Origin of the sequence: Salmonirosea aquatica (assembly GCF_009296315.1) — a bacterium.
GTDB classification, from domain to species: Bacteria; Bacteroidota; Bacteroidia; order Cytophagales; family Spirosomataceae; genus Salmonirosea; species Salmonirosea aquatica.
The window spans coordinates 6004812-6027665 of sequence record NZ_WHLY01000002.1; the positions used below are offsets into that span (position 1 = coordinate 6004812).

The 22854-nt window shown below is 51.6% G+C and carries 24 protein-coding genes; 8 read left to right on the forward strand and 16 right to left on the reverse strand.

Going from position 1 to position 22854, the window contains the following annotated elements:
- Window positions 1–5: 5 nt before the first annotated feature.
- The 5 genes from GBK04_RS26080 to GBK04_RS26100 form a co-directional block, all read right to left on the reverse strand.
- Window positions 6–626, reverse strand: a complete 621-nt coding sequence (locus GBK04_RS26080) for a hypothetical protein (RefSeq protein ID WP_152764848.1) — start codon at window positions 624–626, stop codon at window positions 6–8.
- An 80-nt stretch (window positions 627–706) separates the two neighbouring features.
- The gene (locus tag GBK04_RS26085; protein ID WP_152764850.1) at window positions 707–1462 is read right to left on the reverse strand and encodes an SDR family oxidoreductase; all 756 of its coding nucleotides are present in this window, start codon (window positions 1460–1462) and stop codon (window positions 707–709) included.
- Window positions 1463–1504: 42 nt separating this feature from the next.
- A complete protein-coding gene (locus GBK04_RS26090; RefSeq protein ID WP_152764852.1) occupies window positions 1505–2245 on the reverse strand; it encodes an SDR family oxidoreductase in 741 nt (246 codons plus the stop codon).
- Window positions 2246–2429: 184 nt separating this feature from the next.
- On the reverse strand, window positions 2430–4514 hold the full coding sequence (locus tag GBK04_RS26095) for a sigma-54 interaction domain-containing protein (RefSeq protein WP_152764854.1): 2085 nt from the start codon (window positions 4512–4514) through the stop codon (window positions 2430–2432).
- A 300-nt stretch (window positions 4515–4814) separates the two neighbouring features.
- On the reverse strand, window positions 4815–5378 hold the full coding sequence (locus tag GBK04_RS26100; protein WP_152764856.1) for a carboxymuconolactone decarboxylase family protein: 564 nt from the start codon (window positions 5376–5378) through the stop codon (window positions 4815–4817).
- Between the two features lie 70 nt (window positions 5379–5448).
- On the opposite strand from GBK04_RS26100, the gene GBK04_RS26105 reads away from it, so the two are divergent.
- Window positions 5449–5727, forward strand: coding sequence for a hypothetical protein (locus GBK04_RS26105; protein WP_152764858.1), 279 nt, complete (start codon window positions 5449–5451; stop codon window positions 5725–5727).
- 320 nt (window positions 5728–6047) lie between these two features.
- On the opposite strand, the gene GBK04_RS26110 is transcribed toward GBK04_RS26105, so the two are convergent.
- Window positions 6048–7343, reverse strand: a complete 1296-nt coding sequence (locus GBK04_RS26110) for an amidohydrolase family protein (protein ID WP_152764860.1) — start codon at window positions 7341–7343, stop codon at window positions 6048–6050.
- Window positions 7344–8034: 691 nt separating this feature from the next.
- Window positions 8035–8871 (reverse strand): site-specific integrase, encoded by an 837-nt coding sequence (locus tag GBK04_RS26115; RefSeq protein ID WP_152764862.1) that lies wholly within the window; start codon window positions 8869–8871, stop codon window positions 8035–8037.
- Between the two features lie 802 nt (window positions 8872–9673).
- On the opposite strand from GBK04_RS26115, the gene GBK04_RS26120 reads away from it, so the two are divergent.
- Both GBK04_RS26120 and GBK04_RS26125 read left to right on the forward strand, forming a co-directional pair.
- A complete protein-coding gene (locus tag GBK04_RS26120) occupies window positions 9674–10012 on the forward strand; it encodes a hypothetical protein (protein ID WP_152764864.1) in 339 nt (112 codons plus the stop codon).
- Between the two features lie 193 nt (window positions 10013–10205).
- Window positions 10206–10700, forward strand: coding sequence for a hypothetical protein (locus GBK04_RS26125; RefSeq protein ID WP_152764866.1), 495 nt, complete (start codon window positions 10206–10208; stop codon window positions 10698–10700).
- A 152-nt stretch (window positions 10701–10852) separates the two neighbouring features.
- Here GBK04_RS26125 and GBK04_RS31170 read toward each other — a convergent pair whose 3' ends face one another.
- Complete coding sequence (locus GBK04_RS31170; protein WP_373331363.1) at window positions 10853–11413, reverse strand: hypothetical protein; 561 nt, start codon at window positions 11411–11413, stop codon at window positions 10853–10855.
- Between GBK04_RS31170 and GBK04_RS26140 the strand changes: the two genes are divergently transcribed.
- Window positions 11360–14749, forward strand: coding sequence for a T9SS type A sorting domain-containing protein (locus tag GBK04_RS26140; protein ID WP_373331364.1), 3390 nt, complete (start codon window positions 11360–11362; stop codon window positions 14747–14749). The genes GBK04_RS31170 and GBK04_RS26140 overlap by 54 nt on opposite strands.
- Before the next feature lie 168 nt (window positions 14750–14917).
- On the opposite strand, the gene GBK04_RS26145 is transcribed toward GBK04_RS26140, so the two are convergent.
- Together GBK04_RS26145 and GBK04_RS26150 are read right to left on the reverse strand one after the other, a co-directional pair.
- Window positions 14918–15154 carry a hypothetical protein gene (locus GBK04_RS26145; RefSeq protein WP_152764872.1) on the reverse strand — a complete coding sequence of 79 codons (237 nt, stop codon included), beginning with the start codon at window positions 15152–15154 and terminating at the stop codon, window positions 14918–14920.
- Between the two features lie 338 nt (window positions 15155–15492).
- Window positions 15493–16146 carry a flavin reductase family protein gene (locus GBK04_RS26150; RefSeq protein WP_152764874.1) on the reverse strand — a complete coding sequence of 218 codons (654 nt, stop codon included), beginning with the start codon at window positions 16144–16146 and terminating at the stop codon, window positions 15493–15495.
- A 392-nt stretch (window positions 16147–16538) separates the two neighbouring features.
- Here GBK04_RS26150 and GBK04_RS26155 point away from each other — a divergent pair, with 392 nt between their 5' ends.
- The 3 genes from GBK04_RS26155 (at window position 16539) to GBK04_RS26165 (ending at window position 19198) form a co-directional block, all read left to right on the forward strand.
- Window positions 16539–16775 (forward strand): hypothetical protein, encoded by a 237-nt coding sequence (locus GBK04_RS26155; RefSeq protein WP_152764876.1) that lies wholly within the window; start codon window positions 16539–16541, stop codon window positions 16773–16775.
- 832 nt (window positions 16776–17607) lie between these two features.
- On the forward strand, window positions 17608–18006 hold the full coding sequence (locus GBK04_RS26160) for a hypothetical protein (RefSeq protein ID WP_152764877.1): 399 nt from the start codon (window positions 17608–17610) through the stop codon (window positions 18004–18006).
- Between the two features lie 100 nt (window positions 18007–18106).
- Window positions 18107–19198: an acyltransferase family protein gene (locus tag GBK04_RS26165; protein ID WP_152764879.1), complete on the forward strand. Its 1092-nt coding sequence runs from the start codon at window positions 18107–18109 to the stop codon at window positions 19196–19198.
- A gap of 29 nt (window positions 19199–19227) precedes the next feature.
- Here GBK04_RS26165 and GBK04_RS26170 read toward each other — a convergent pair whose 3' ends face one another.
- A complete protein-coding gene (locus GBK04_RS26170; RefSeq protein WP_152764881.1) occupies window positions 19228–19428 on the reverse strand; it encodes a hypothetical protein in 201 nt (66 codons plus the stop codon).
- Between the two features lie 69 nt (window positions 19429–19497).
- Between GBK04_RS26170 and GBK04_RS31175 the strand changes: the two genes are divergently transcribed.
- On the forward strand, window positions 19498–19632 hold the full coding sequence (locus GBK04_RS31175) for a hypothetical protein (protein ID WP_373331365.1): 135 nt from the start codon (window positions 19498–19500) through the stop codon (window positions 19630–19632).
- A gap of 75 nt (window positions 19633–19707) precedes the next feature.
- On the opposite strand, the gene GBK04_RS26175 is transcribed toward GBK04_RS31175, so the two are convergent.
- The 5 genes from GBK04_RS26175 to GBK04_RS26195 form a co-directional block, all read right to left on the reverse strand.
- The gene (locus GBK04_RS26175; protein WP_152764883.1) at window positions 19708–20607 is read right to left on the reverse strand and encodes a toll/interleukin-1 receptor domain-containing protein; all 900 of its coding nucleotides are present in this window, start codon (window positions 20605–20607) and stop codon (window positions 19708–19710) included.
- A gap of 483 nt (window positions 20608–21090) precedes the next feature.
- Complete coding sequence (locus tag GBK04_RS26180; protein ID WP_152764885.1) at window positions 21091–21360, reverse strand: hypothetical protein; 270 nt, start codon at window positions 21358–21360, stop codon at window positions 21091–21093.
- Between the two features lie 5 nt (window positions 21361–21365).
- Window positions 21366–21665, reverse strand: coding sequence for a hypothetical protein (locus GBK04_RS26185; protein ID WP_152764887.1), 300 nt, complete (start codon window positions 21663–21665; stop codon window positions 21366–21368).
- A 169-nt stretch (window positions 21666–21834) separates the two neighbouring features.
- Window positions 21835–22365, reverse strand: coding sequence for a hypothetical protein (locus tag GBK04_RS26190; RefSeq protein ID WP_152764888.1), 531 nt, complete (start codon window positions 22363–22365; stop codon window positions 21835–21837).
- Entirely contained in the window at window positions 22313–22837 is a 525-nt protein-coding gene (locus GBK04_RS26195; RefSeq protein WP_152766663.1) for a hypothetical protein, read from the reverse strand. The genes GBK04_RS26190 and GBK04_RS26195 overlap by 53 nt, the downstream gene beginning before the upstream one ends.
- Window positions 22838–22854 lie beyond the last annotated feature (17 nt).

The window sequence follows — 22854 nt, forward strand, 5'->3', positions numbered from 1 at the left end:
ACAACTCAAACCAATTTCCTGATAAACTCTTCATATTGCAAAGGCATATCCCGCCAGCGGAAGTAATCGGTGAAACCAAAGATGATTACGAATGAAGTGATGACCCCAATGATTGCAATTGCGACAGCCATTTTTGTCGACCGCGTTTTCAGGTAGTGAATGGCTGCAACGTGAAGGCTGATCGAGGCGACAGCCAGGAAGTAATAAGGAATAAAAATAAGGGTAGCGGGCTGGTAGTTAAGCCCGGCGGCGGCATAGTAGAAGTTAGTGTCCTGGCTTTCTACATACCTGCCCGACAGCACCGCGCCTACATGCGCCAGCAGAAAAAAGGAAAGATAAAGCCCAGAATATTCCTGGATCTTTTCAGCAGGAATTTTTGCGTCTCTCTTGTAAACCAGTCTGATGCCTGTGCCGATTTGAAAAAAGACTACCAGCAATAACAAAGTTTCTACTACCGGATGCCGGTATACGAGCCTGAATTTTTCCATGATCTGGATGTGCTGTTCGGGCCCGTTCAGTGCGAAAAGATGGTTTAGCAAGTGGAATGCGATAAAAACAGATAGTGTAATGCCTGAAATGTAATGCAGCGATCGAATCACTGCCCTTTTATCGTGAGGGATGTCCATGATGGTACGGTAGTAGAAGTTAGGTATAGGTTCCGATAGTTTGAAGCTACCGGAACCACTGCTGAATGAGTGTGGAGCAATCAGGCTTTCGTCGCAATCGAAGCAATAAAGTCCTTAAAGCGCGTTTCACCCAAATATGCATTTCCTTCCGGGACCAATGTCGAGGGCGAAACTGCGAGCCCGAAGTATTCATTGTTGTAATTAGCGATCACAGATTTACCTGCATCCGTTGCTTTGACATACTGCTCGACAAATTCACTCATCGGTCCACGGACAGGGCCAGCAATTTCGACAATTCCGTTCGCTGGCTCTGATATCGCAAACCGCGCTATGAACAATGCCACTTCTTCGGCCGCAATGGGCTGGAAATCGATCTTAGAAACTTGAACTTCGTTGCCTTGTGTCCCTCCTGCGGCGATCGTCGGCACAAACTCCTGGAACTGGGTGCTGCGGACTATCGTATAAGGTATACCGGAGTTTTTTACAAGATCTTCCTGAATCTTTTTCGCCCGCATATAACCCATGCCTTCCATCAGGTGTGTACCTACAATGGAAAGGACTACATGGTGTTTGATACCTACGTTTAATTCCGCAGACAAAATATTGCGGCCTACTGTTTGAAAAAACTGAATGGCCGGATCTTCATCGAATGAAGGTGAATTGGAAAGATCAACGACTACATCCGCATTTTCCAATGCATCCGAAAGCCCGTCGCCGGTGAGTGCATTGATGCCCGTTGAAGGTGAACCGGCTATAACGGTATGGCCAAGCTGGCGAAGTTTTTTGGTAACATTGGAGCCGATCAGGCCTGTACCGCCTATAATTACTATTTTCATAATTTTTGGTTTTGTGAAATGGTTAAAAAAATAATCGCCCGATTAGCCATTCACCCAGTCATCGAACCGGATCGCGCCAGGGTAAAATTCGCCCTCTGGCACCAGCATGTTTTTAGGGATTTCGAGGAACATATACTTATTATCATCGTTGGCTTTCAAGGGATTTTCATTGCCTTTGACAGACAAATACCGGCTTACAAACTTGGGCATAGGCGCGCGGTCAGGGCCTGCGATCTCGACCGTTGTATTTTTGGGAGCTTCCAATGCGAGGCGGGTCACTAATACGGCCACGTCTTCCGCCGCAATCGGCTGGTAATCCACGTTAGATACGTGGATGGCTTCGTCATCGGATTGCACCGCGATAATGGTTGTGATATGCTCGTGGAACTGCGTGGCGCGGATGATCGTGAACGGGATGCCGGACTCTTTAATGATATCCTCCTGCTCCTTTTTGGCGCGCAGGTAGCCAATGTACTGGGCGCGGTCTATTCCTACGATGGAGAGAATTAGGTGATGTTTCACGCCTGCCGCTTTTTCCGCCGAAGCCAGGTTCTTGCCTGCCGCGCGGAAAAAATTGATCGCAGTCTCTTCTTCGGGAGAAGCGGAATTGGAAAGGTCAACGACTACCTCTGCATTCTCCATGGCGTCCGCAAGGCCTTCGCCAGTCACTGCATTGATACCCGTTGATGGAGAAGCGACTATAACCTCATGCCTCAGCAGCCGAAGTTTTTCACTCACATTCGATCCGATCAACCCCGTACCGCCAATAATTACAATTTTCATGATTCTGAAATATTTAAGTTTAAAATCGTGTAGATGATTCTAAGCTTGCCATTTCAATGCCAAATAGCTAACTGATTGAATGTTAGTTGTTTGAATAAAAATAGATCATTTCATTTTCACTTTATTTAGTGAAAACATGAAAGGCACCATTTTATTTGATGAGTATGAATGCCGTGAAGCCGGGTTAATGCGAGAAGTAGTCCGCTTTTGAAATGCCGAGTTTGCGAATCTTGGAATGCAGGGTGTTACCGGGGATGCCCAGTATTTCTGCCGCACCTCCCACGCCCGAAATCTTGCCGTTGCACCGGCGCAGTACCTGGATGATATGCGTGCGCTCGACCTCTTCCAATGGTAAACCGGATTGCATGATCTGAGCATCGATATTTGTCGCCGTCGCCTGTGGCAGGAAAAATTCGCGGACCATGGGGCCTGTGGCCAGTATCACCGATCGCTCAATGAGGTGTTCGAGCTCGCGCACATTGCCGGGCCACAGATAGGCATGCAATTGCCGTAACGCATTGGCTGAAAGCTTTACGGTTTTCTTGCCTATGCCTTTGCTGAATTTTGACAAGAAAAATCCTGCAAGGCTTTCGATATCTTCTTGTCGGTCGCGGAGTGGTGGCAGCTTGATGGGGAATACATTCAAACGGTAGTACAAATCCGAACGGAACCGTCCTGCTTTCACTTCTGCTTCCAGGTCCCGATTGGTCGCCGCAATGATCCGGACGTTCAACTTAATCGTCGTTTTTCCGCCCACACGCTCTATCTCTCTTTCTTGCAAAACGCGCAATAACTTCACCTGCGTTTCCATCGGCATTTCACCAACCTCATCCAGAAACAGCGTGCTATCATTGGCTAGTTCAAACTTGCCGATGCGCCGCTCAACAGCCCCGGTAAATGCGCCCCGCTCATGACCAAACAACTCACTTTCAATCAGGCTGGCCGGCATTGCAGCGCAATTCACCTTAATCATCAGCTTCGCGTTCCGCGCCGATGCATGGTGTATAGCCCTGGCGATCAGCTCTTTCCCGGTACCTGTCTCGCCCAGCAGCAGAACCGTCGCATTACTCTCAGCAACCAGGGAAATGAGCCGGTATACCTGCTGCATGGCCTGGCTATTGCCCACGATTTCTTCAAAATTGGTGTTAAGTTGTTGTTTGAGGTAGTCATTCTCATCTTCAAGCTGCTTTTTCAAACGCAGGATCTGCTCACTAGCCAGTACATTGGAGACGGCAGTCGAAATCTGTGCACAAATTCCTTGCAAAAGCGGCGCGCTGATCTGTTCACCCAGCATCCAGACCATGCCCAGCTTCTGGTCACCCAATCTCAGTGCTGATGCGTAAACACTGTTGAGCCCGCGCTGTTCACGCTGGATAGACAGTTTCAGGCACTTTGCTTCCAGATTTTCATCGATTTCCAGCAAGACCGGCTGGTTGTTTTCAAAGACCAGTTTCACATGCTCCTCGTGGATATTCAAAGAATAGAATTCTTCGTGCTGGGCAACTTCATTTTCCTGAAAAAACTGCCTGTCAAAAAGATATGGCAGCAGCGTGACCTGGTCTTCCGCCAGCAGGTATAAAACAGCGATCCGGGTTTGAAACAGGCCCTGCAAGACGCTGGAAATTACATGATCCAGATCCGATTTGGTTTTGACACCTGTGATATCGTTTGAAAACGCGAGCATGAGCTGCTGCTCTGCCTGGCGCCGGAGTATCTCCTCGTTAGCCATAATGTTACCCATCGCGATTGCGATTTGCGAGCAGATGCCCTGCAAGATCGGAATATTGATTTCATCAATGCTCAGAAGCAGCAAGCCTACATTCGCATCGCCATTACGCAATGCTATGCCGACCATTGTTTTAAAACCCATATTTTCCCAAAGGTTCAGATACGAAATCTGGTAGCCCCGTTGCAATTCTTGCCGGACGTTAAAAAGAAGGGGAATGGGGCTATTTATAATGCGGTTTTGGATACCATCATCGATCGGGTATTCTTCGGCGAGTACCCGTTCTAACAAAGCTGTGTCGAATGTGGAAGCGCCGGTATCATGCAGGTAGGCAGACATCGTTGTCCCATCCGCATTGACCTTTCTGATCACATAACCGCCATCCGGATTAAGCTTCCTAAATGCCCTGTTAACGACCAAAGCCAGATCTTCCCGGCTTCGGACAGCTGTCATATCATTGCTGAAATCGAGCAGGAATGACTTCTCGCTTTCCTTTTGAAGTATCTCTTGATTCTTGAAATCAGGATCGGAAGAATGCTTCATCTTTAACAGGGTCTTTTTAAATTTTAAGTTGATTTGTCCACCTTTTGTGAGGATTTGTAGGACAATTCAAATCTGCGCGCAAGCTTGTTTTGCATCAACAAAACAAAATCAACCAAAGTTATGAAACAGCAAAGTATTGATTCAACCGAAAACACGACTAATGCAATCGCAGAAAAATATCCGCCCGCAACAACGCCGGAAGGGATCGTTCCATCGCTACTGGCGCACTTTAATCGGTGATTACCATAAGCGGTTGAAGTCAGGCCGATGGGTGTTTTCCACCATAAGGCCAGGTTCGGGTCAATTCGACCGACTCTTTTTAGCGATATCGCAGAGCCTGTCGGAGTGAATGTTAAGCCCAATATTACCCATATTGTAGTAAAACTCGGTGGCGATGATCCAGTTTATCTCACAGATTTCGCGTTCATCGAAATAGTGGGCAAGCCTTTGGAAGAGGGGGGTATCCATCTTGCGGTCCCGTGTCAGCCGGGTGACAAAATCGAGCAGTGCCCTCTCTCTTTCCGAGAAAAGCGGGCTGTTGGCGTAATCGGACAAGGTATCGAATTTGGCCTGGTCCATGCGGGCCCTAATCGAGTACGCCCGTCCGATGTCGATGCAGAAAAGGCACACGTTCAGCTGGGCCACCCGCTGGCGCACCAGCATCACCGTTTCCGCCGGCAGTTTCAGCTTTTTGTCAAGCTGGCTTATTTTCCCGGAAAAAGAGCCGAAAGCAACCGGCATTCGGACCGACATCACCTTCAGGGGAGTGATTACTTGGCCGAAACGTTTCCGCGTAAAGTAGTAGAGCAATTTCCAGGAGAAGCTTTTCGGCTTTTCAACGGGGGCAAGGAAGGGGGTATCCATTTTGTCGAGCGTTTTACAGCTAAGACCGGAAAAGCCAGGTTTTGTGACAAAGGACTGGTAAATATTTTCAATGCGCCTCAAATCGGTTATTCCGTTCCAGATACCTTCAGGGGAGATCGATGCTGTCAACATTCTTTTTGTATTGGAATGTCGCGTAAGCGGAGCATCAGCTGGCTTATGTCATTTCATATTGGAAGTCTGGGATGGTTTGAATTGGCGGCACACTCCCGATAATCAGGACCATTCCAGTTATGTGAGGGCCGAGATCCAGGAAGGCATCGCCCAATACCAGGCCGGTAAAACCAACCTAGTGCATGAAGCAGACTTCGACCGACTCCTGGGATTATGAGTTATCACATTGCTTTACCGACCAGGCGCTGCAAGGGATAGAAGAACTGAAACAGTCCTGCAACAGGTCGGTGCTGAGGAAAATCCGGAAGCTGCCAGACGAGACCACCGAGCACCCGTATACCGACGCTGGCCAGCCTGAACAGTCGACACTTTCACCGTTATCTCCGCGAAAGGTCCAATCAACAATATTTCAGGCCAGGCGATCTGACTTTCGGAAACAGGATTAGCTTATCCTTACCGGCCAATACTGATGCATACTATTGTGTAGACACCAATACACTTTTTGACAAGCCCAGCTATGTATCTTACAAGGGGACATTAATTCTGATACTCCACCACGCCGTTTTTCATCACCATCCTGACTTCAAAGAGCCCCTTCTTGAAATCCTTCTGCAGATCTCCATTGAAAACACACAGGTCTGCCATGGCAGCCTGCTTCAAAACGCCGATCTGACCTTCCATTCCCAGAGCAACCGAGGCATTGTATGTCGCTGTCTTCAACACGTCAGCCGCCGACAAGCCTGCATCATAATAGCCGGAAATGGTGTATTTGGCCACCTCTCCCCTGGGCATGTCAAAGTCGACATACGCATCCGAACCGGCAACGATCATGACGCCGGCCTTATGCGCAGCCTGTATCCTGTCCTGAAGGGGTTTGAAATTCGACCTGACCGCCTGCTCCTCAAATGCCATATTCTGCCGTTTCAGATATATCGCCCGAAGGTCCACGGAGCCGTCTGTGGGAACAAGATATATTCCCTTCCTGGCGATAGTGTCAAGGGTCGACTGCCGGAAGCCATAGCCGTGTTCAAGCCCGTCAACGCCCGCTTCGATGGCAGCGTGCACCGCCCAGTCGCGGTCGCAGTGTGCCGTCACTTTTACCCTTTCGCTATGAGCCGCCTGCACGATTGCCTTCATTTCTTCGAGAGTCAGGACCAGGCGGTTGCCAATCGCCGTTATCTTGATGACGTCCACCCCCCGAGCAATATGCTCCTTGACGGCCTTCCTGGCTTCCTCGACCCCACTGACCATCGAATACTCCTTGCTGGAATATTTGTCAAAATCCTTCACCGGCATCCCGTACAACTGTCCGTCCATGGCACTTATGATCGGGCCCGAAATCACCATTCTGGGGCCGGGGAAATCACCCCTCTCGATCGCGTTCCGGACTTCCAGATCCAAATATTGTTCGGAATTTCCCAGATCACGGATCGAAGTAAAGCCGGCTCTCAAATAGCTCCTCGCATATCCCACAGCCCGTAACACCCGGGTTTCCGGTGAGTTCATCATGCCGTCGTGAGCGAGGTTTTCGGCCGGTCCCTGCCTGAAAAGCAAATGGGAATGGGCGTCAATCAATCCGGGCGTGACGGTAGCATCCCCATAGTCCAAAACAGTAGCACCCAAGGGGACATCAAGTTTATCACCCACTCTCAGAATGGTACTCCCTTTGACCAGTATTTGTTTATTCTGCTGGAATTCATTCTTTTCGGAATCGTACAACCGCCCCGCTTTAATCAAATAGTATTTTTCAGAGGGTTGGGCAAAGGCCGTTTTTAAAAATAAGAAAGAGATGACACAAATTGTAACGAATCGGGTGTATAGATTGCTAAGCATCAGAATTTTGATTGGATGGCAGAATGACCGAAATGAATTAGTCAGGGCACTGAGATAATGGCTTTGTCTCACCGTTTCATGGCTCCCAACAGTTTGGATAGAGGTCTGAATGGATTAAATTTAAAGATTGCACGAGGGCGGCACAGTAGGCCGCGGGCCGCAAGGAATAATATCCCCCTACCGTTAAGCTCAAAACCGCACTTTTATACCCTCGTAACCCGAACAAAAGAAACCCTCCTGTCAGGTTTCGAAACAAGGATTGTTTCACCTGGATCAAAACCCAATACATGCAGGTCCGCGATTCACCTTGATTCTATCTTCTCAACCCCCTAAGAAGCTATCTAAATTTTATAATCTTCGAATCATTATGCGGATCATGCCCAGCTGAATCATGGCCTCAGAGGCCTTGACTGACCGCTCATAATCGGCACTCAGTCGGAGACCATAAAAAAGCCTGTATTTAACTAAAATGATAAAAAAGTGAAATATAATTAAATAAATAATGATTATTAATAATTATTTATTTCTTATAAAAAGGATAAAGTTCTAGTAATATAAGTTTATTATAAACCTATAAATCTTACAGAAATATAGCTAGATGAAATATTTTACATTTTACGAACGCTGCATCATATGGTGTTAGCTATCAGTGTAGACTATTTTAGTTGGAACATCACGAACAAGTGACGCTTTACAGCCCCAGCTTCTTGCCGGCATTGTACCTGCGGATGTCATCGGTGCGGGTGTAGCGCTGGATCATGGCCGAGGTCCGGTGCTTGGTCTGCTGCATGACCTCCAGGTCATCGGCCCCGTTCGGCTTGGCGGCCGTCACGAACGAGGCCCGCAGCGAGTGGGCCGAGTACTCCACGCCCAGGTAGTGCTTGACGATGTTGTCCACGCTCTTGTCCGACAGCCGCTCCTCGGTCAGGCGGACCTCGCCGTGCCGGCGGCCCTTGCGGAACCGGACCAGCAGCGGCCCGCCCGGGGGCCGCTGGGCCAGCCACGCCTCAAGCGTCCGGATGGGGCACAGCAGGGGGTCGGGGTGGAAGAAGAACGCCTTCTGCTCCACCTCCCCGTACTGGTTGGTCTTGCTGCGGGTCAGGGTGATGATGAGTCCCTGCCGCGAGAAGGCCAGGTCCCCGATGTCGAGGGCCACCAGCTCGGAGCGCCGGAAGGCTCCGGTGAAGCCCAGCAGCAGCACCAGCTTGTCCCGCAGTTCGGTCGGGTTGTCGGGATCCAGGGACTGGACCAGGGCACGGAACTCGTCCAGCTCGAAGGCCGGGGCCTGTTTCTGACGTACTCCCTTCCTCCGCCGGATGCCCTCGAGTACGGCCCGCACCTGCTTGTGCCCGGAGACAAACGGCTCGTCCTTGAGCTCGTGCCATTTGCGCAGGGCCGCCATGCGCCGCTGGATGGTGGCCCACTTGCAGCCGTCGGCCAGGTGGGCCAGGTAGGCCGAGAGGATGTCCGCCTCGGCCGGCAGGGCGGCCAGCCCCTGCTGCTGGCACCAGCCGGCGTAGTGGCGCAGGTCGGCCCGGTAGGCCCGCCGGGTGTTGGGGGCCCCTCCAGGCCGGCCTGCACGTACCGGCCCACCTTGTCGGCGAACCGGATTAGCGCACCTTCTTTTCCATCCGATAGCTCCATCACGAACGATTAGTTCAGGCCCAATATAGCAAAAATATTACTTCTGATAAGCTTTAATTATGATCGTGACTCTCAGCGTTGAAACCGCCTTTATCCGCAAAAAACCTATCACCTGCTTTCATATAGCAGAACTCCGTTTCGGGGTACCAGGCCGTAGCGTAGGTCGGTAAGCCGGGCGAGGTAGCTTGCAGGGTACCATATTCTTTCTGTTCTTCCAGATTCCTGAACAGATCACGCCCGCCGGGCAGCTCAGCCGAACTGCTCAGTACGGGTAGGTTTACTGTCTCGGAAACAGCCTATCAGACGGGTTTTGAGAGCCTGTCCTAATTCTCGAAATCCTTTCAGGAACTGATGGGTGTTCCTTCCTCCGAGTGGGCAGGCAACGATTAACCGATCCCTTTTTCCATCTTATTTTTTTCCTTTTGGACGAGCCACTTAGCCTTATGCCAATTAGCTCTCTCATTTTCAGTAACTTAACAAAATTCTGAAACATAGGAGCAAAACGTTTGGAACATAGGAGCAAAAGAAAATTGTCCTGTTGCAACATAGGAGCAAAAGATGTAACATAGGAGTTAACACGGGCAAGGTACAATCGCTTAAGTTTGCAGTAAAAGTTTTCAGCAACAGCGCAGGCGCAAGGTTGACCAACGCGTTGTCCACCTCCAAACCAATTCCCTTACATCCCCATGCTGCACAAACTGTACCTACCCTGTCTGTTGCTGGCCGCTGCCGCCCTTAGTGGTTGTGAAGACCACCGACTCGAACCTACCCTTCCCCTAAGCGTGACTACCCTGGCCACGGGACTGGTGGCCCCCATCGGCGTCGAGACAGCCCCCATCGGCCGTATTTTTGTGTCGGAATCAGGCACCGGAAACATCGATAGCCGAATTCTGCTCATCAAGCCCGACGGGCAGAAGCATCCGGTCGTAAAGGGAATGAATTGGGCCATTTCCGCGAAAGCCTCGGCCAACCGTTGTGAGCGTCAGCAAATAGTAGCCAACCCGTCGGGGCTGGCTACTGCCTAACAATCTTTTATACTATTATTCTCATATATTCTCATATGCTCTACCGCTGCTTTCAGCCGGGTAGTGTCCATGTGGGCCGTTTTTTACCCTGGTACGGCATTATGCGGTTGTTTTTTCGGATCCAGTCATATTTAATCTGGTATATTTCCTGTTTACTCACTTTTTTATCCTTTACCCCTAGATTCCAACTGTTATGAAAGCAAATTTACGTCTCGGCATGTCCTGGGTGGCCCTGCTGCTGGTAAGCCTGCCACTTCTGGCCCAGACAGGCAGAGGTCGCCCGGAGCCGATCGACCCCTCCGCACCTAATACGAATAGGCAACTGCCTGACGGGCTTAAACCAGCGGCTCGGCCCGCCCAGCCGCTGGCCCCGGCCCATAGTATTCACAAGGCGGGTGCGGGGGCCCGCATTAGCGCTGTTACGACCGAGACCTTCAACTATTCGGGGGCTATCGTTTTCTGGACGGTACCCGCCGGCGTTACTTCACTTACCATCGAAGCGCGGGGAGCCGAAGGTGGCAACTACCCTAATTCTGATTTCAGGCCGGGCAAGGGAGCCAGCATCACGGGTACGGTTGCCGTGACACCCGGCTCCCAGCTAAAAATACTTGTGGGTCAGCAAGGAATAGGTGGGAATGGCGGTGGTGGAGGGACTTTTGTGACGGATAATAATAACAACCCCTCGTGATTGCAGGTGGTGGGGGTGGAAGTGGTGACCAAACCGATTCGCCCGATAAAGAAGGGCAAACAGGCACCGGTGGAGGGAATGGAGCAAACCTGGGAAGCAGTGGCGGCAACAGTGGCAATGGCGGTGGTGGTAATGGTACCGGGAATTTTGTATCAGGATCGGGTGGCGGATTGCTTTCGGACGGTGCCGATGGCGCTGGTGGAGGGATTGTATTTCACGGGGGGCAAGCATTTGTCAACGGGGGCGCAGGGGGCGGTACCCAGTATGGTATAGGAGGGTTTGGCGGTGGTGGAAATGGCACCACCTATTTCCTCGGCGGTGGTGGGGGCGGCTATTCGGGCGGTGGTGGCGCTGGCGGTGGTGGGGGGCAACTTGGCGGCGTGGGCGGGGGAGGAGGCTCGTACAATGGCGGTACCAACCAAACGAACACAGCCGGAGCTAACTCGGGCAATGGGTTGGTCACGATTACCTACGGAGAGTGTACACAGCCCGAGGCCAGCATTGCCGGCAATAACGGGCCCATATGTGCGGGCGGCAACGCCACTTTCACCGTGAGCGGCACCAGCGGGGCCACTTTGACCTACACGCTTACGGGCCTCAGCGGCAACCAGACCCTGGCGCTTAACGGAAGCAGCCAGACCATCACTGCCAGTAACGCCATGGCCAACGTTACCCTGACGCTGGTTAGTGTGGCCAATGACAACTGCTCGCAAAATTTATCGGCTACCTCCACGGTCACGGTCAACCCGCTGCCCGACGCCAGCTTCTCGGGGCTGTCTTCCACCTACTGCGCCGATGCTTCGGCCGTGACTTTAACGGCAAATGTACCGGGCGGTACTTTCAGCGGACCGGGCGTGTCGGGCAGCACCTTCACGCCGGCCCAGGCCGGCTCAGGCGGCAGTATCACCTACTCCATTACGGTCAACGGCTGCACCAGCTCCAGCCAGCAGAGCGTGACGGTCAACCCGCTGCCTGACGCCAGTTTCACCGGCCTGGCCGGAACCTACTGCGCCGATGCTTCGGCCGTCACCCTGACGCCGACCACTCCGGGCGGCACCTTTGGCGGACCGGGCGTGTCAGGCAGCATCTTCACGCCGGCCCAAGCCGGCTCAGGCGGCAGCATCACCTACTCCATTACGGTCAACGGCTGCACCAATGCCACCAGCCAGAGCGTGACGGTCAACCCCGCCCCCGACGCCAGCTTCACCGGACTGGCGGCAACCTACTGCGCCGATGCTTCGGCGGTGACTTTGATACCTAGTACGCCGGGCGGCACCTTCTCCGGACCGGGCGTGTCGGGCAGCACCTTCACCCCCGCCAATGCGGGCAGCGGCGGCAGCATCACCTATAGTGTCACCGTCAACGGCTGCACCAGCTCCAGCCAGCAGAGCGTGACGGTCAACCCGCTGCCCGACGCCAGCTTCTCGGGGCTGTCTTCCACCTACTGCGCCGATGCTTCGGCCGTGACTTTAACGGCAAATGTACCGGGCGGTACTTTCAGCGGACCGGGCGTGTCGGGCAGCACCTTCACACCGGCCCAGGCGGGCTCCGGCGGCAGCATCACCTACTCCATTACGGTCAACGGCTGCTCGAATTCAAGCAGCCAGAGCGTGACGGTCAACCCCGCCCCCGACGCCAGCTTCTCGGGGCTGTTTTCCACCTACTGCGCCGACGCAAGTCCTGTGACGCTCACGCCGACCACTCCGGGCGGTACGTTCAGCGGACCGGGCGTGTCGGGCAGCACCTTCACGCCGGCCCAGGCCGGCTCCGGCGGCAGTATCACCTACTCCATTACGGTCAACGGCTGCACCAGCTCCAGCCAGCAGAGCGTGACGGTCAACCCGCTGCCTGACGCCAGTTTCACCGGCCTGGCCGCAACCTACTGCGCCGATGCAAGTCCTGTGACGCTCACGCCGACCACTCCGGGCGGTACGTTCAGCGGACCGGGCGTGTCGGGCAGCACCTTCACCCCGGCCCAGGCGGGCTCCGGCGGCAGCATCACCTACTCCATTACGGTCAACGGCTGCTCGAATTCAAGCAGCCAGAGCGTGACGGTCAACCCCGCCCCCGACGCCAGCTTCACCGGCCTGACTTCCACCTACTGCGCCGATGCTTCGGCCGTCACCCTGACGCCCACCACTCCGGGCGGTACCTTCTCCGGACCGGGCGTGTCAGGCAGCACCTTCACGCCGGCCCAGGCCGGCTCAGGCGGCAGCATCACCTACTCCATTACGGTCAACGGCTGCACCAATGCCACCAGCCAGAGCGTGACGGTCAACCCCGCCCCCGACGCCAGCTTCTCGGGCCTGTCCGCAACCTACTGCGCCGATGCTTCGGCGGTGACTTTGATACCTAGTACGCCGGGCGGCACCTTCTCCGGACCGGGCGTGTCGGGCAGCACCTTCACCCCCGCCAATGCGGGCAGCGGCGGCAGCATCACCTATAGTGTCACCGTCAACGGCTGCACCAGCTCCAGCCAGCAGAGCGTGACGGTCAACCCGCTGCCCGACGCCAGCTTCTCGGGGCTGTCTTCCACCTACTGCGCCGATGCTTCGGCCGTGACTTTAACGGCAAATGTACCGGGCGGTACTTTCAGCGGACCGGGCGTGTCGGGCAGCACCTTCACGCCGGCCCAGGCCGGCTCAGGCGGCAGTATCACCTACTCCATTACGGTCAACGGCTGCTCGAATTCAAGCAGCCAGAGCGTGACGGTCAACCCCGCCCCCGACGCCAGCTTCTCGGGGCTGTTTTCCACCTACTGCGCCGATGCTTCGGCCGTCACCCTGACGCCGACCACTCCGGGCGGCACCTTTGGCGGACCGGGCGTGTCAGGCAGCATCTTCACGCCGGCCCAAGCCGGCTCAGGCGGCAGCATCACCTACTCCATTACGGTCAACGGCTGCTCGAATTCAAGCAGCCAGAGCGTGACGGTCAACCCCGCCCCCGACGCCAGCTTCACCGGACTGGCGGCAACCTACTGCGCCGATGCTTCGGCGGTGACTTTGATACCTAGTATGCCGGGCGGCACCTTCTCCGGACCGGGCGTGTCGGGCAACATCTTCACGCCGGCCCAAGCCGGCTCAGGCGGCAATATCACCTACTCCATTACGGTCAACGGCTGCACCAGCTCCAGCCAGCAGAGCGTGACGGTCAACCCGCTGCCCGACGCCAGCTTTACGGGGCTGTCTTCCACCTACTGCGCCGATGCTTCGGCCGTCACCCTGACGCCCACCACTCCGGGCGGCACGTTCAGCGGGCAGGGTGTGAGCGGCAGCACCTTCGATCCGGCCCAGGCCGGCAGCGGCACCTTCTCGGTCACCTACTCGGTGAGCGTCGACGGCTGCTCGAATGCCAGCAGCCAGAACGTGACGGTCCGGCCGGCCATCACCCTGAACACCTCGGGCAATACGACGGTCACTTACGGCTACGGCAGCAACTGCACCACCCTGACGGCCAGCGCTTCGGGAGGAACGGGCGCCATCGGCCTGGCCTGGAGCACCGGCGCCACGGGCACCAGCACTCAGGTTTGCCCGGGTGCGCAGACGACGACCTACACCGTGACGGCCACCGACGCGGCAGGCTGCTCGGTCCAGAAGCAGATCACCGTCACGGTCAACGACGTGCGCTGCGGCTACGGCGGGGTGAAGGTATGCCTGGGCGGCCGCGAGCAGTGCATCGCCCAGTACCTGGTGCCCACTTACCTGCGCTTCGGCTACACGCTGGGCGGGTGCAGTAACAATGTGCCCTCCCGCATCGGCTACGGGCCGCAGGAGGCCACACCGCCCTCCCTTGCCCTGAGCGTGAAGGCCTACCCCAACCCCACCAGCGGCCGGTTGACCCTGCAGGTCAGCAGCCCGGTGGCCGGCCCGGCCCGGCTCGATGTGCTGGATCTGGTGGGCCGCGCGGTGCAGCAGCGCACCGAGCAGCTCAGTGAGGGCTTGAATGAGATCGAAATGGACCTGGGTGGCCAGGCAGCCGAGGGCGTCTACCTGATCCGCTGCCGTGATGCGCTCGGTGGCCAGGCCGTGGTGCGCGTGCAGAAGCAGTAGGGTTTTACTCACCTGATGGCCAAAAGGGTTACGGATTTCCCCTGTCTTTGAATTCCAGGAAATCCATTTTTGGCACAAAGAGGGGAGCCATGGGCTCCCCTCTTTGTCGATTACTAAATCAAGTAATCACATTCTTTCGAATCCAGGCTATCCGATCATAGGGTAAACCTACTCCACTTTCAGGCGTGGGCAGTGTTTCAGCACCTGCTCGAGGTCCAGCTTCCGCTTTTTCTCGCTATCGTAGTACCAGGTGCGCACCACCTGGCCGTCTGTCCCATAAAAAGAGAGGACCCACACGTTGGGTTTGGCCGGGTAGGGCGGACTGAGTCTGATGGTGGCAAGTTCGGCCTCTTCAACCGTCAGGTTGTGCAGTCCGATACTGAATTTACTTTTCAACAGGGCCATGGCTATATCTTCACGTAGAGGGTGGTAGTGTGCTTGTATAAATAAGACGGTGAGCTACCCGAAACGCACTAGCCGTAATCGTTAGAGGGCGCACGGGCACCGACGAAAGGCGTCCGGGCATCGATCAACGGCGTGATGTAAGAGCAGGCCCGGAAGAACTTCTGTGGGGACAAAGAGCCCGGATTAGGTTTCGAATAAGCTCCACAGACCAGGAATCGAAGTGTCCATGGTTTAGAAAATCGAACTAAGTCCCCCTTCCCCGATAAGCCCAATGTCAAGGCTTATCATAGGGCATAAATCTACATGACTCCCTTCGGAAGGCTACGCATAACTGGGGATTAGGGTCTATTTTGGTCCATTTTATAGAGTCCTTCTGGAATTTCGGCCATCCTAGAAGGGTGTATTTGATCTCCCAGCCCGTAAAAATGTTGGAAACTCATGATCAATGGCCTCCATTTGTTTGGGTCGATCCTGTTGGATTGCCCGTCTTGAAGGATTTCGCTATGCAACCTTACATTAACAATTTCCAGTTCGATATTGACAATTCGACCCTTTATCACCTCGTCGTCCTCACCAACAGGATGGATTTTCCGTACTAGGGCTTTAAGGCATACCGGGCATTCCCGGACACCGGGGGTTGATACAACTTCTGAAACAACCGGTGATACCCCGGCAATTTCAAACTTGTTTGGTACGTAGGTGTATCCTCTTCTAATTTTTCCTGCCGGAACTATCTCCGACCCAGTGGTCAAAGCCAATTTGTCAACCGCGTTCACCTGGTCGACGGAGGGAAGATTTAATACACATTCTTTTGTTCTGATTAGATTGTCCGTTGTTTTCGACCCTCTCCCAAGCCCTATGACACATCGCCAACCGAGCCAAAAGATGGAAGACATAGGGGCCAGATTGATTGTACCATTTTCGTTTGTGGTACTTATGAGAACAACGGGTGTGCCAAAATAGAGCATGGCGGGTTTGCAAGTCTTGTGCATGGCTTCTTTTGATTATCCAGTAAACTTTGTTCACCGAAAGTACCCCCGGACAGTGGTAGGCACAATCCGATTCTTGCTATTAACGGGTCCATTAAAAAGTGGGATGGTCCGCCGTTACGGGAATTGTAACTACATTTGCAGCGGTCGGATTGGTCGAAAGATTGGTTTGACTAGGCCCGGAGAAGCATTCCCGCTCTGACTCCGGGCTTTTTTTGGAAAAAAGAAGGGGGCAACTTCCAAAAATCCAAAACCGATCTATGATCGTACTTTATTCAGTAAGCCTGTGTCGGCCCTGAATGGGGTATTCAGGCTGTGGGAAAGGAAGGATAGCGCCATTTTCCGACCTTCCCAGGTATACGAGCCTACATCCACCACCCTTGAAATCCCCTGCCATGACCCTATTGAAAAGCATGTACAAGGGCGGAATCGCCAATCTGGCGGTCGAACCCTCGAACGTGTCAAAAGTCAAGCTCAACTCGCCCTTTGACCAAAAGCCCAACCTGTGGGTACTGTGTTTCTACGGTGAAAACGACCAGTTGGTCCGCACCTGGTACTATGACTCGGAGAAAAAGCGCCAGAAGGATCTCGACCAGGTGCTGAAACAATGCCCGCACCTGAAAGTGGAGTAGCGGGGGGCTCAGGTCTGTGGGGACACCTTAGCCGTCAGGCTACTATGTTTATGAGCTGAATTGGCGTTGGTTTCAATAGTTTTTTATTCTTTTTCCTATAATCCTTCCGCGCATACCTAGTCCAATCGCAAAATAATTCCACCAACCATACTTTGACTTTACCCGCCTCGCTTACCAGAGTTCTTATTAGTGCCGTTATCTTTTTTTTAGTGTTTTGACCGCCTTAAACTCACTGAGTTCGAAATCCTCCACTTCTACTGGGTAAGACTTGAATTCAGATTGCAACTTGTTGTTAACCAGTATTAGAATGAGCCTGCCATACAACATACACTCGAAGCGGAAGATGCTCATGGGCTTGACTTGGTCAATCTCCAATACCGATTTCCAAGACTTAAAAACCACGGGGCCTCCCTTTGGAAATGATAACCATCGTACGGCTCTGGAAAAGAGACAGTCCTGGCGATTAATTTTATTACGTCCGACCGCTGACAGCCGCCATCTTCGTCCGCAGGCTGGAAGCGTATAGGCATAGGCGGACTGCATGGTCGGCCGTTGACAGTCAAATAAAATACGATTCGCCATGGGCCACGGTTGATGCCTTTGCGGAGAAGGTCGGTGCTACCTGGGCTGGCTGGCATCTGCCGGGTATTCCTTTCTCCCTCTTCCCAGGAAATGACCGGGCTCTGTTCGGTTTTTGCTTTGAGTATCTTGCTGAACGATTGAGGAGGGGGTGGCTGTCAACATGCCGGGAAAACGTTTCATCAAATAGGTTAACCTGGTTGATAATCAAATACGATCTGTCGCAGCAGGCCAATTCCCGGGCGGTTCACTTTTGGAAAAAAACATAGTGCTGCAACAGCAGCCTGTCGGCTTTTCACTTTGCATCACTGAAGATGCCGGTGTTACCCTTGAGCCACAACTTATCCATCGCAGCGGTTATTGTTGGGTTTGCTCCGGCAATGTTGTCCTTTTCAAAAGGGTCGGACTGATGGTCCTAAAGTTCAATGCTGGGCTTCCCCTTTCGGAATTACCTGGTGTACCTGTAGCAGTCGTTCCTGACAGTGTTGCCACTTTTCAAATAACTGAAAGCCAACCCCTCGGACTTTTGGACCGGATGGTTTTGCAACAGGCCCAGGAAACTCTGGCCATCCAGTCCGGCCGGTTTGTCAAGGTGGGAGAGAATAAAAAGCTTGGGGTCAAACAGGCGCGCGTCAGACGCTGGTGCAACTAATGTAAAGTCCACCCTGATAAATCTTTATGTGACGCCGGGGAGATATCCAGTATTGGCGGGCGTTTTGTAATTTGCGCAATTAGCCATAACCCTGAAATAAATGCCGCCTCGCTTTACTGACTCATCCCTGCCCCCTCAGCATTCTGAAAGCAAAATTATTTACATTGACCATTTGAAAGTGTTACTAACGGCCCTTGTAATCATACATCATGCCTTAGTAACTTACGGCGCGCCCGGCGGCTGGTATTATTTTGAGAAAACCGAATTGAGGGGCGCAGTGATTCCCATGACAATGGCCGTATGCGTCGACCAGTCCTTTTTTATGGGCTTTTTCTTTTTTCTTTCTGCACTCTTTATTCCTGGGTCCCTGACACGTAAAGGGGCTGCGGTTTTCATCAAGGACCGGTTTTTCAGATTAGGGATTCCTTTGGTATATTATTCCCTGATCCAGGCAACGGTCATGAATTTCCTTGTTTACCGCTATGGGGGAAAGCATGATATTACTTTTATGCAGTTTCTGTCGGGTTATGACGGCTGGATTAATGTAGGTGTGCTTTGGTTTGTGCTGGCCTTGTTGTTGTTCACCCTATGTTATGTCGCTTGGACAAAGACCGCCAATTCTGATTTTAAAGACTGGCAGTTACCAACCCTTAAACAGATTATGCTTTTTGCCGCTGGGCTTGCACTCATGACTTTTTTGACCAGGACTGTTTTTGCGGTGGGCATGGTTCTAGAGCCGCTGGGTTTTCAGTTAGGGCATTTCCCGCAATACATTGCCGTGTTCGCCTTTGGGTTGATTGCTGCAGAAAACAAATGGATCCGGCAGATTGATCAGCAACATTACCGGAAACTAAACATTTTCATCCTTTGCATGATCGTCATAGGCTTTCCACTTATTTATTCCCTTAAAATGGTCTTCGGACAACCATTGGAATGGTTTGTTGGGGGATGGCACATGGCCGCATTCCTCTATGCATTCTGGGAGCAAATTATTGGCATTTCCATAATGGCTGCGTTGCTAGCCTATGGAAAAAAAAGCCTGAACAGGCACTCAGGCCTTATGAGTGAAATGTCACGCTGCGCATTTTCCGTCTACATTCTGCATCCGTTTGTATTGGTCGTGCTATCCTTGCTACTGAGAAGCTGGCAAATAGATCCGGGTCTGCCCCGCTTGTGCAAAGCTGCTTGTTAGCTGCAGACTGTTATGGTAGAATCAACACTTCACCCTTCTACACGTATTTGATTTAGCCCCATTTCTGATTGGAGTGCTGCGATAAATGGATAGAAATTATCGACTGCTCCTTTTAGATTATCAAACCATAAAGACTTGGCAATTATGTGAGTTCCATATGTAAATTTCGATTGAAATTTATTTATATTCTTAACAATTTTAATTTTAAAAGCATTGGGATTTCCAGCCATCCTTGCAAAAGCACCGACTTGAAAAATGGCACCTTGTCCAGTTTTTAGATTAAAATCAATTCTAATCCTTTGAAAATGGTAAACAAACCAAAAAATAACATTATCAAGGGGGGAACAGAATTTCCAAAGGAAAAACTTCTATTAGAAATGCTTCCTATTATTGAAGAAAATGTCCGCCGTGTTATTGGTTTTGGAGTTGCGTGAACGTCCCGCATACCTGCCCATAGCCAGCTTTTGCTGGCTATGGGCAGGTATGCTTTGTTGGTGGCAGTTCTCATTCTATTTTTCACTTTGAGAACACAAATATCTTACGTGATGATAATGGTCTTCTAAATTCTTTCCCAGATAGTTCAAGTAGTCTAAAATTGCATTTAACTGCCTACATAAGTCAGTTCTTATATTGCCCATTTCTTTTCTTGCTTCGACTTTTAAATATTCATCTCTGGAATAACTCTTTGGTTGTAATTCTGTCCATCTATCAAACAAATCCTTCATTGTCCTTTCATAGCTTCTTATTAGTTGCTTAGAACTTTGGTCTAATCTATCAAAATCTTCTGCTCGAATTGTTTCAACGGTATATTCACCGCTTATCAGCTCAATTTTATCTCCACTTTGATGAGCTTGTATAGAGTATTTTCTTTCTCGCTCATCAACAGGAGCTTTATCTAAAAAGGCTTTCTGCTGTGGAACAAATTCATCAATTACATGCAAGAAGTTTGAAACAACATTTACCTCAACACCATTAGCTATCCTTTTCGCAATTTCCACAAGTTCTTTATTCTGCTCAGATAGAGGTAAACTGTCAAGTGGTTTGTTTGGGCTATTTACACTTTGTATCTCTTTAAGTTTAGTAAAGTCATAAGCTGAGTAGCTAACAGCAACCCAATAAATAATGGTATTTCCTTCATAAGCATCTTTCAAGATTTGTGGAAGTTCATTTTCCATTATAAAATCAGAAGCAAGAAAATTTGGAGAAACTAACAACAAAGCAATTCTTGATTCTTCAATTGCATTCGTTATTTCTTCTCTCCAATTTGCCCCTGGTTGGATTTGTGTATCATCCCAAACTCTGATTTTCTCATTTCTTATCAATGGTTTTAGGTGAATCATTAATTTATTAAGCCATTCTTTATCTCTATGGCTATAACTTATGAAAATACCATTTTTAAATTTCGACATATCTTATTTGATTTTTATTTTTTCTTAATTGCCCCCAACATCTGTATAAACGTAACTAGGTTCGTCTATACCTTCGGACAGATGTATAAACGCAACTAACCTTACTCCCAAAAACGTCCATGCTAAAAGCTTCATAGATTCCGCCTGTTTCATCAACTGCTTCTAGGTTGGCCGTCGAACCTGGTTTTCGATCCAACTAAGCAAGGTAGTGTCAATGCTCAGGAGACATCCTGCCTGTATGAGGCCTAGGTAAGCTTTTGATCGATTTGACAATGTATTTTAAATTAACGAAATCCGATAATAATTATCGAAAAACATATCAAGCGGTACAAAAACAGGCAGCCGGTAGGCTGCCCTTTTTTTTGTTTTCGGAATTTTCTTTGGCGTCGGCTTTCGCCAAAGCGGTGGGTGGGGCCGGAGCCGGAGGTGGTCCGGTGGCCGATAGGCCAAAAAGGCGGGCCGTCAGGCCCGCCCGGCGAATGATTATTCGGTTTTCTCTTGCATCTCCCGGATCAGGTAATCCGCATAGGTTACCTGGTCGTGGTGATGAATTTCGAGATTGACCACCGTAGCGCCCATCAGGATCACCCGCAGGATTTGTGCTTCGACGGCTTCGGGGAAATCGGCTTCGATCCAGCCCTGGCCCGAGATCCAGTAGCCGTGGATGGTTATTATCTGACAGGCCTGGCCGTACAGGCGTTTGACTTCTTTGAAGCTAATGGGCAGCACGGGGCCGAAATCGTAGGTTTTCATAGCAGTCAGAATTTGAATGAAAAGAAAAAAGCCAGGGGCGAACGCCCCTGGCTAAGTGGCTGCTTTTCATAGCGGTAGAGCGACTGGATCGGATAATCTGCGAAAGCCTCCCGCTGCTGCATCCTTACGTTAAGATTGACCGCCGTGGCACCTTGCCGTGCCGCCTCACATACCTGCTGCTCCACGGTGCCCGGGGGAGCGGCTTCGCCCCAGCCCTCCCCTACGATCCAAAAATCGCTGACGGCCAGTACTTCACATTGTGCCCTGAAGCGTCTATTGACTGATTCAAATGAAATCGTTTCCATCGTTTATAGAGATAAGAAATGATAAAAAAAGCCGGAGACTGACGCCCCGGCTGATGAGAAACTTAGTAGGTGATGAGAATCAAACCCTGATCGACTGTGACCGTGACCCGATCCCCGACGCAGAAGCCCGTCCGGAGCATCCAGGAGAGCATCAAAAAGTGTGGGAGATTCATGCCGCTTCCTGGATGGCCATAGGTTCGCTTACGGATTTGATTGGCCTGAAATCGGGATACCTCTTTCGAAAGACCTCCTCCCACTCATTGTTCAAAACCTTGGTCCTGACCTGAAGCAGTAGGTGTGCACCCTTTCTGGTCCACTGCATGGATTGTTTTTTAGAAAGCCGTTTGGCAATCACATAATTGACCGTGGACTCCACAAAACCCGTTGAAACAACTTCACCGTAGTGGTAGCGTTCGGCGTAGTTGACGATAAAGCTCTGGTTGTTGGCGATGTATTTCTCAAAATCGGCAACGTATGTTTGAAAGGGCCTAATCTTGTCGTATTTTTTTTTCTGCGCCTTGTCTTCCAGGTGATCAGTAAGGTATAAGTCAAGGTCATCACAGTGCTCAATGGCCCTTACAGCATTACCGTGCCACAAATTCCATTTGATCCGGGTCAACAAAAGTTGAGAGGCTCTCCCCCTATTTTCATCCACTTTGATCAATCCCAATGCACACTGGTGCAGGACTGTCAGTTTCATGGTGATGTGAAACCGCACCGGCGGCCCGGCAATCCAGGATGTGGGTGGATTCCGCATTAAGGTAGGTTTGCAGATTCCGTAAGTTATCATCCCCATCCGAAAAGAATTCAATCTGTTGGTGGGGCTGCATCCCCTGTGACGTCAGATGGTTATAAAATCTTCGCTTGGACTTCAGGTCATAAGATCCGACGAACGCGAAGCATTTGGCCGGTTTCTCAGCGGGGAGAGACTTGCCTACTATTACTTCAAACACACTCTTTTTGTCATTCCAGTCCCTGACATAGCCGCCGTCAATACCCACAACCATGGTTCTTTCCGGCCTTGGCAGCGCCTGCCGCTGGTTTATGCTGCCGCAATCGTACATCCACTGCTCTTCCCCAACTTCTTGCTCCTGGGCCAGGGCCAACCCGTACAGGTGGTTCTGGATCGTTGTGGCGTTAATCGTTTCCGCAACCGGCAGGACCTCTTTCAACAAGTTCGCCGTCTTCT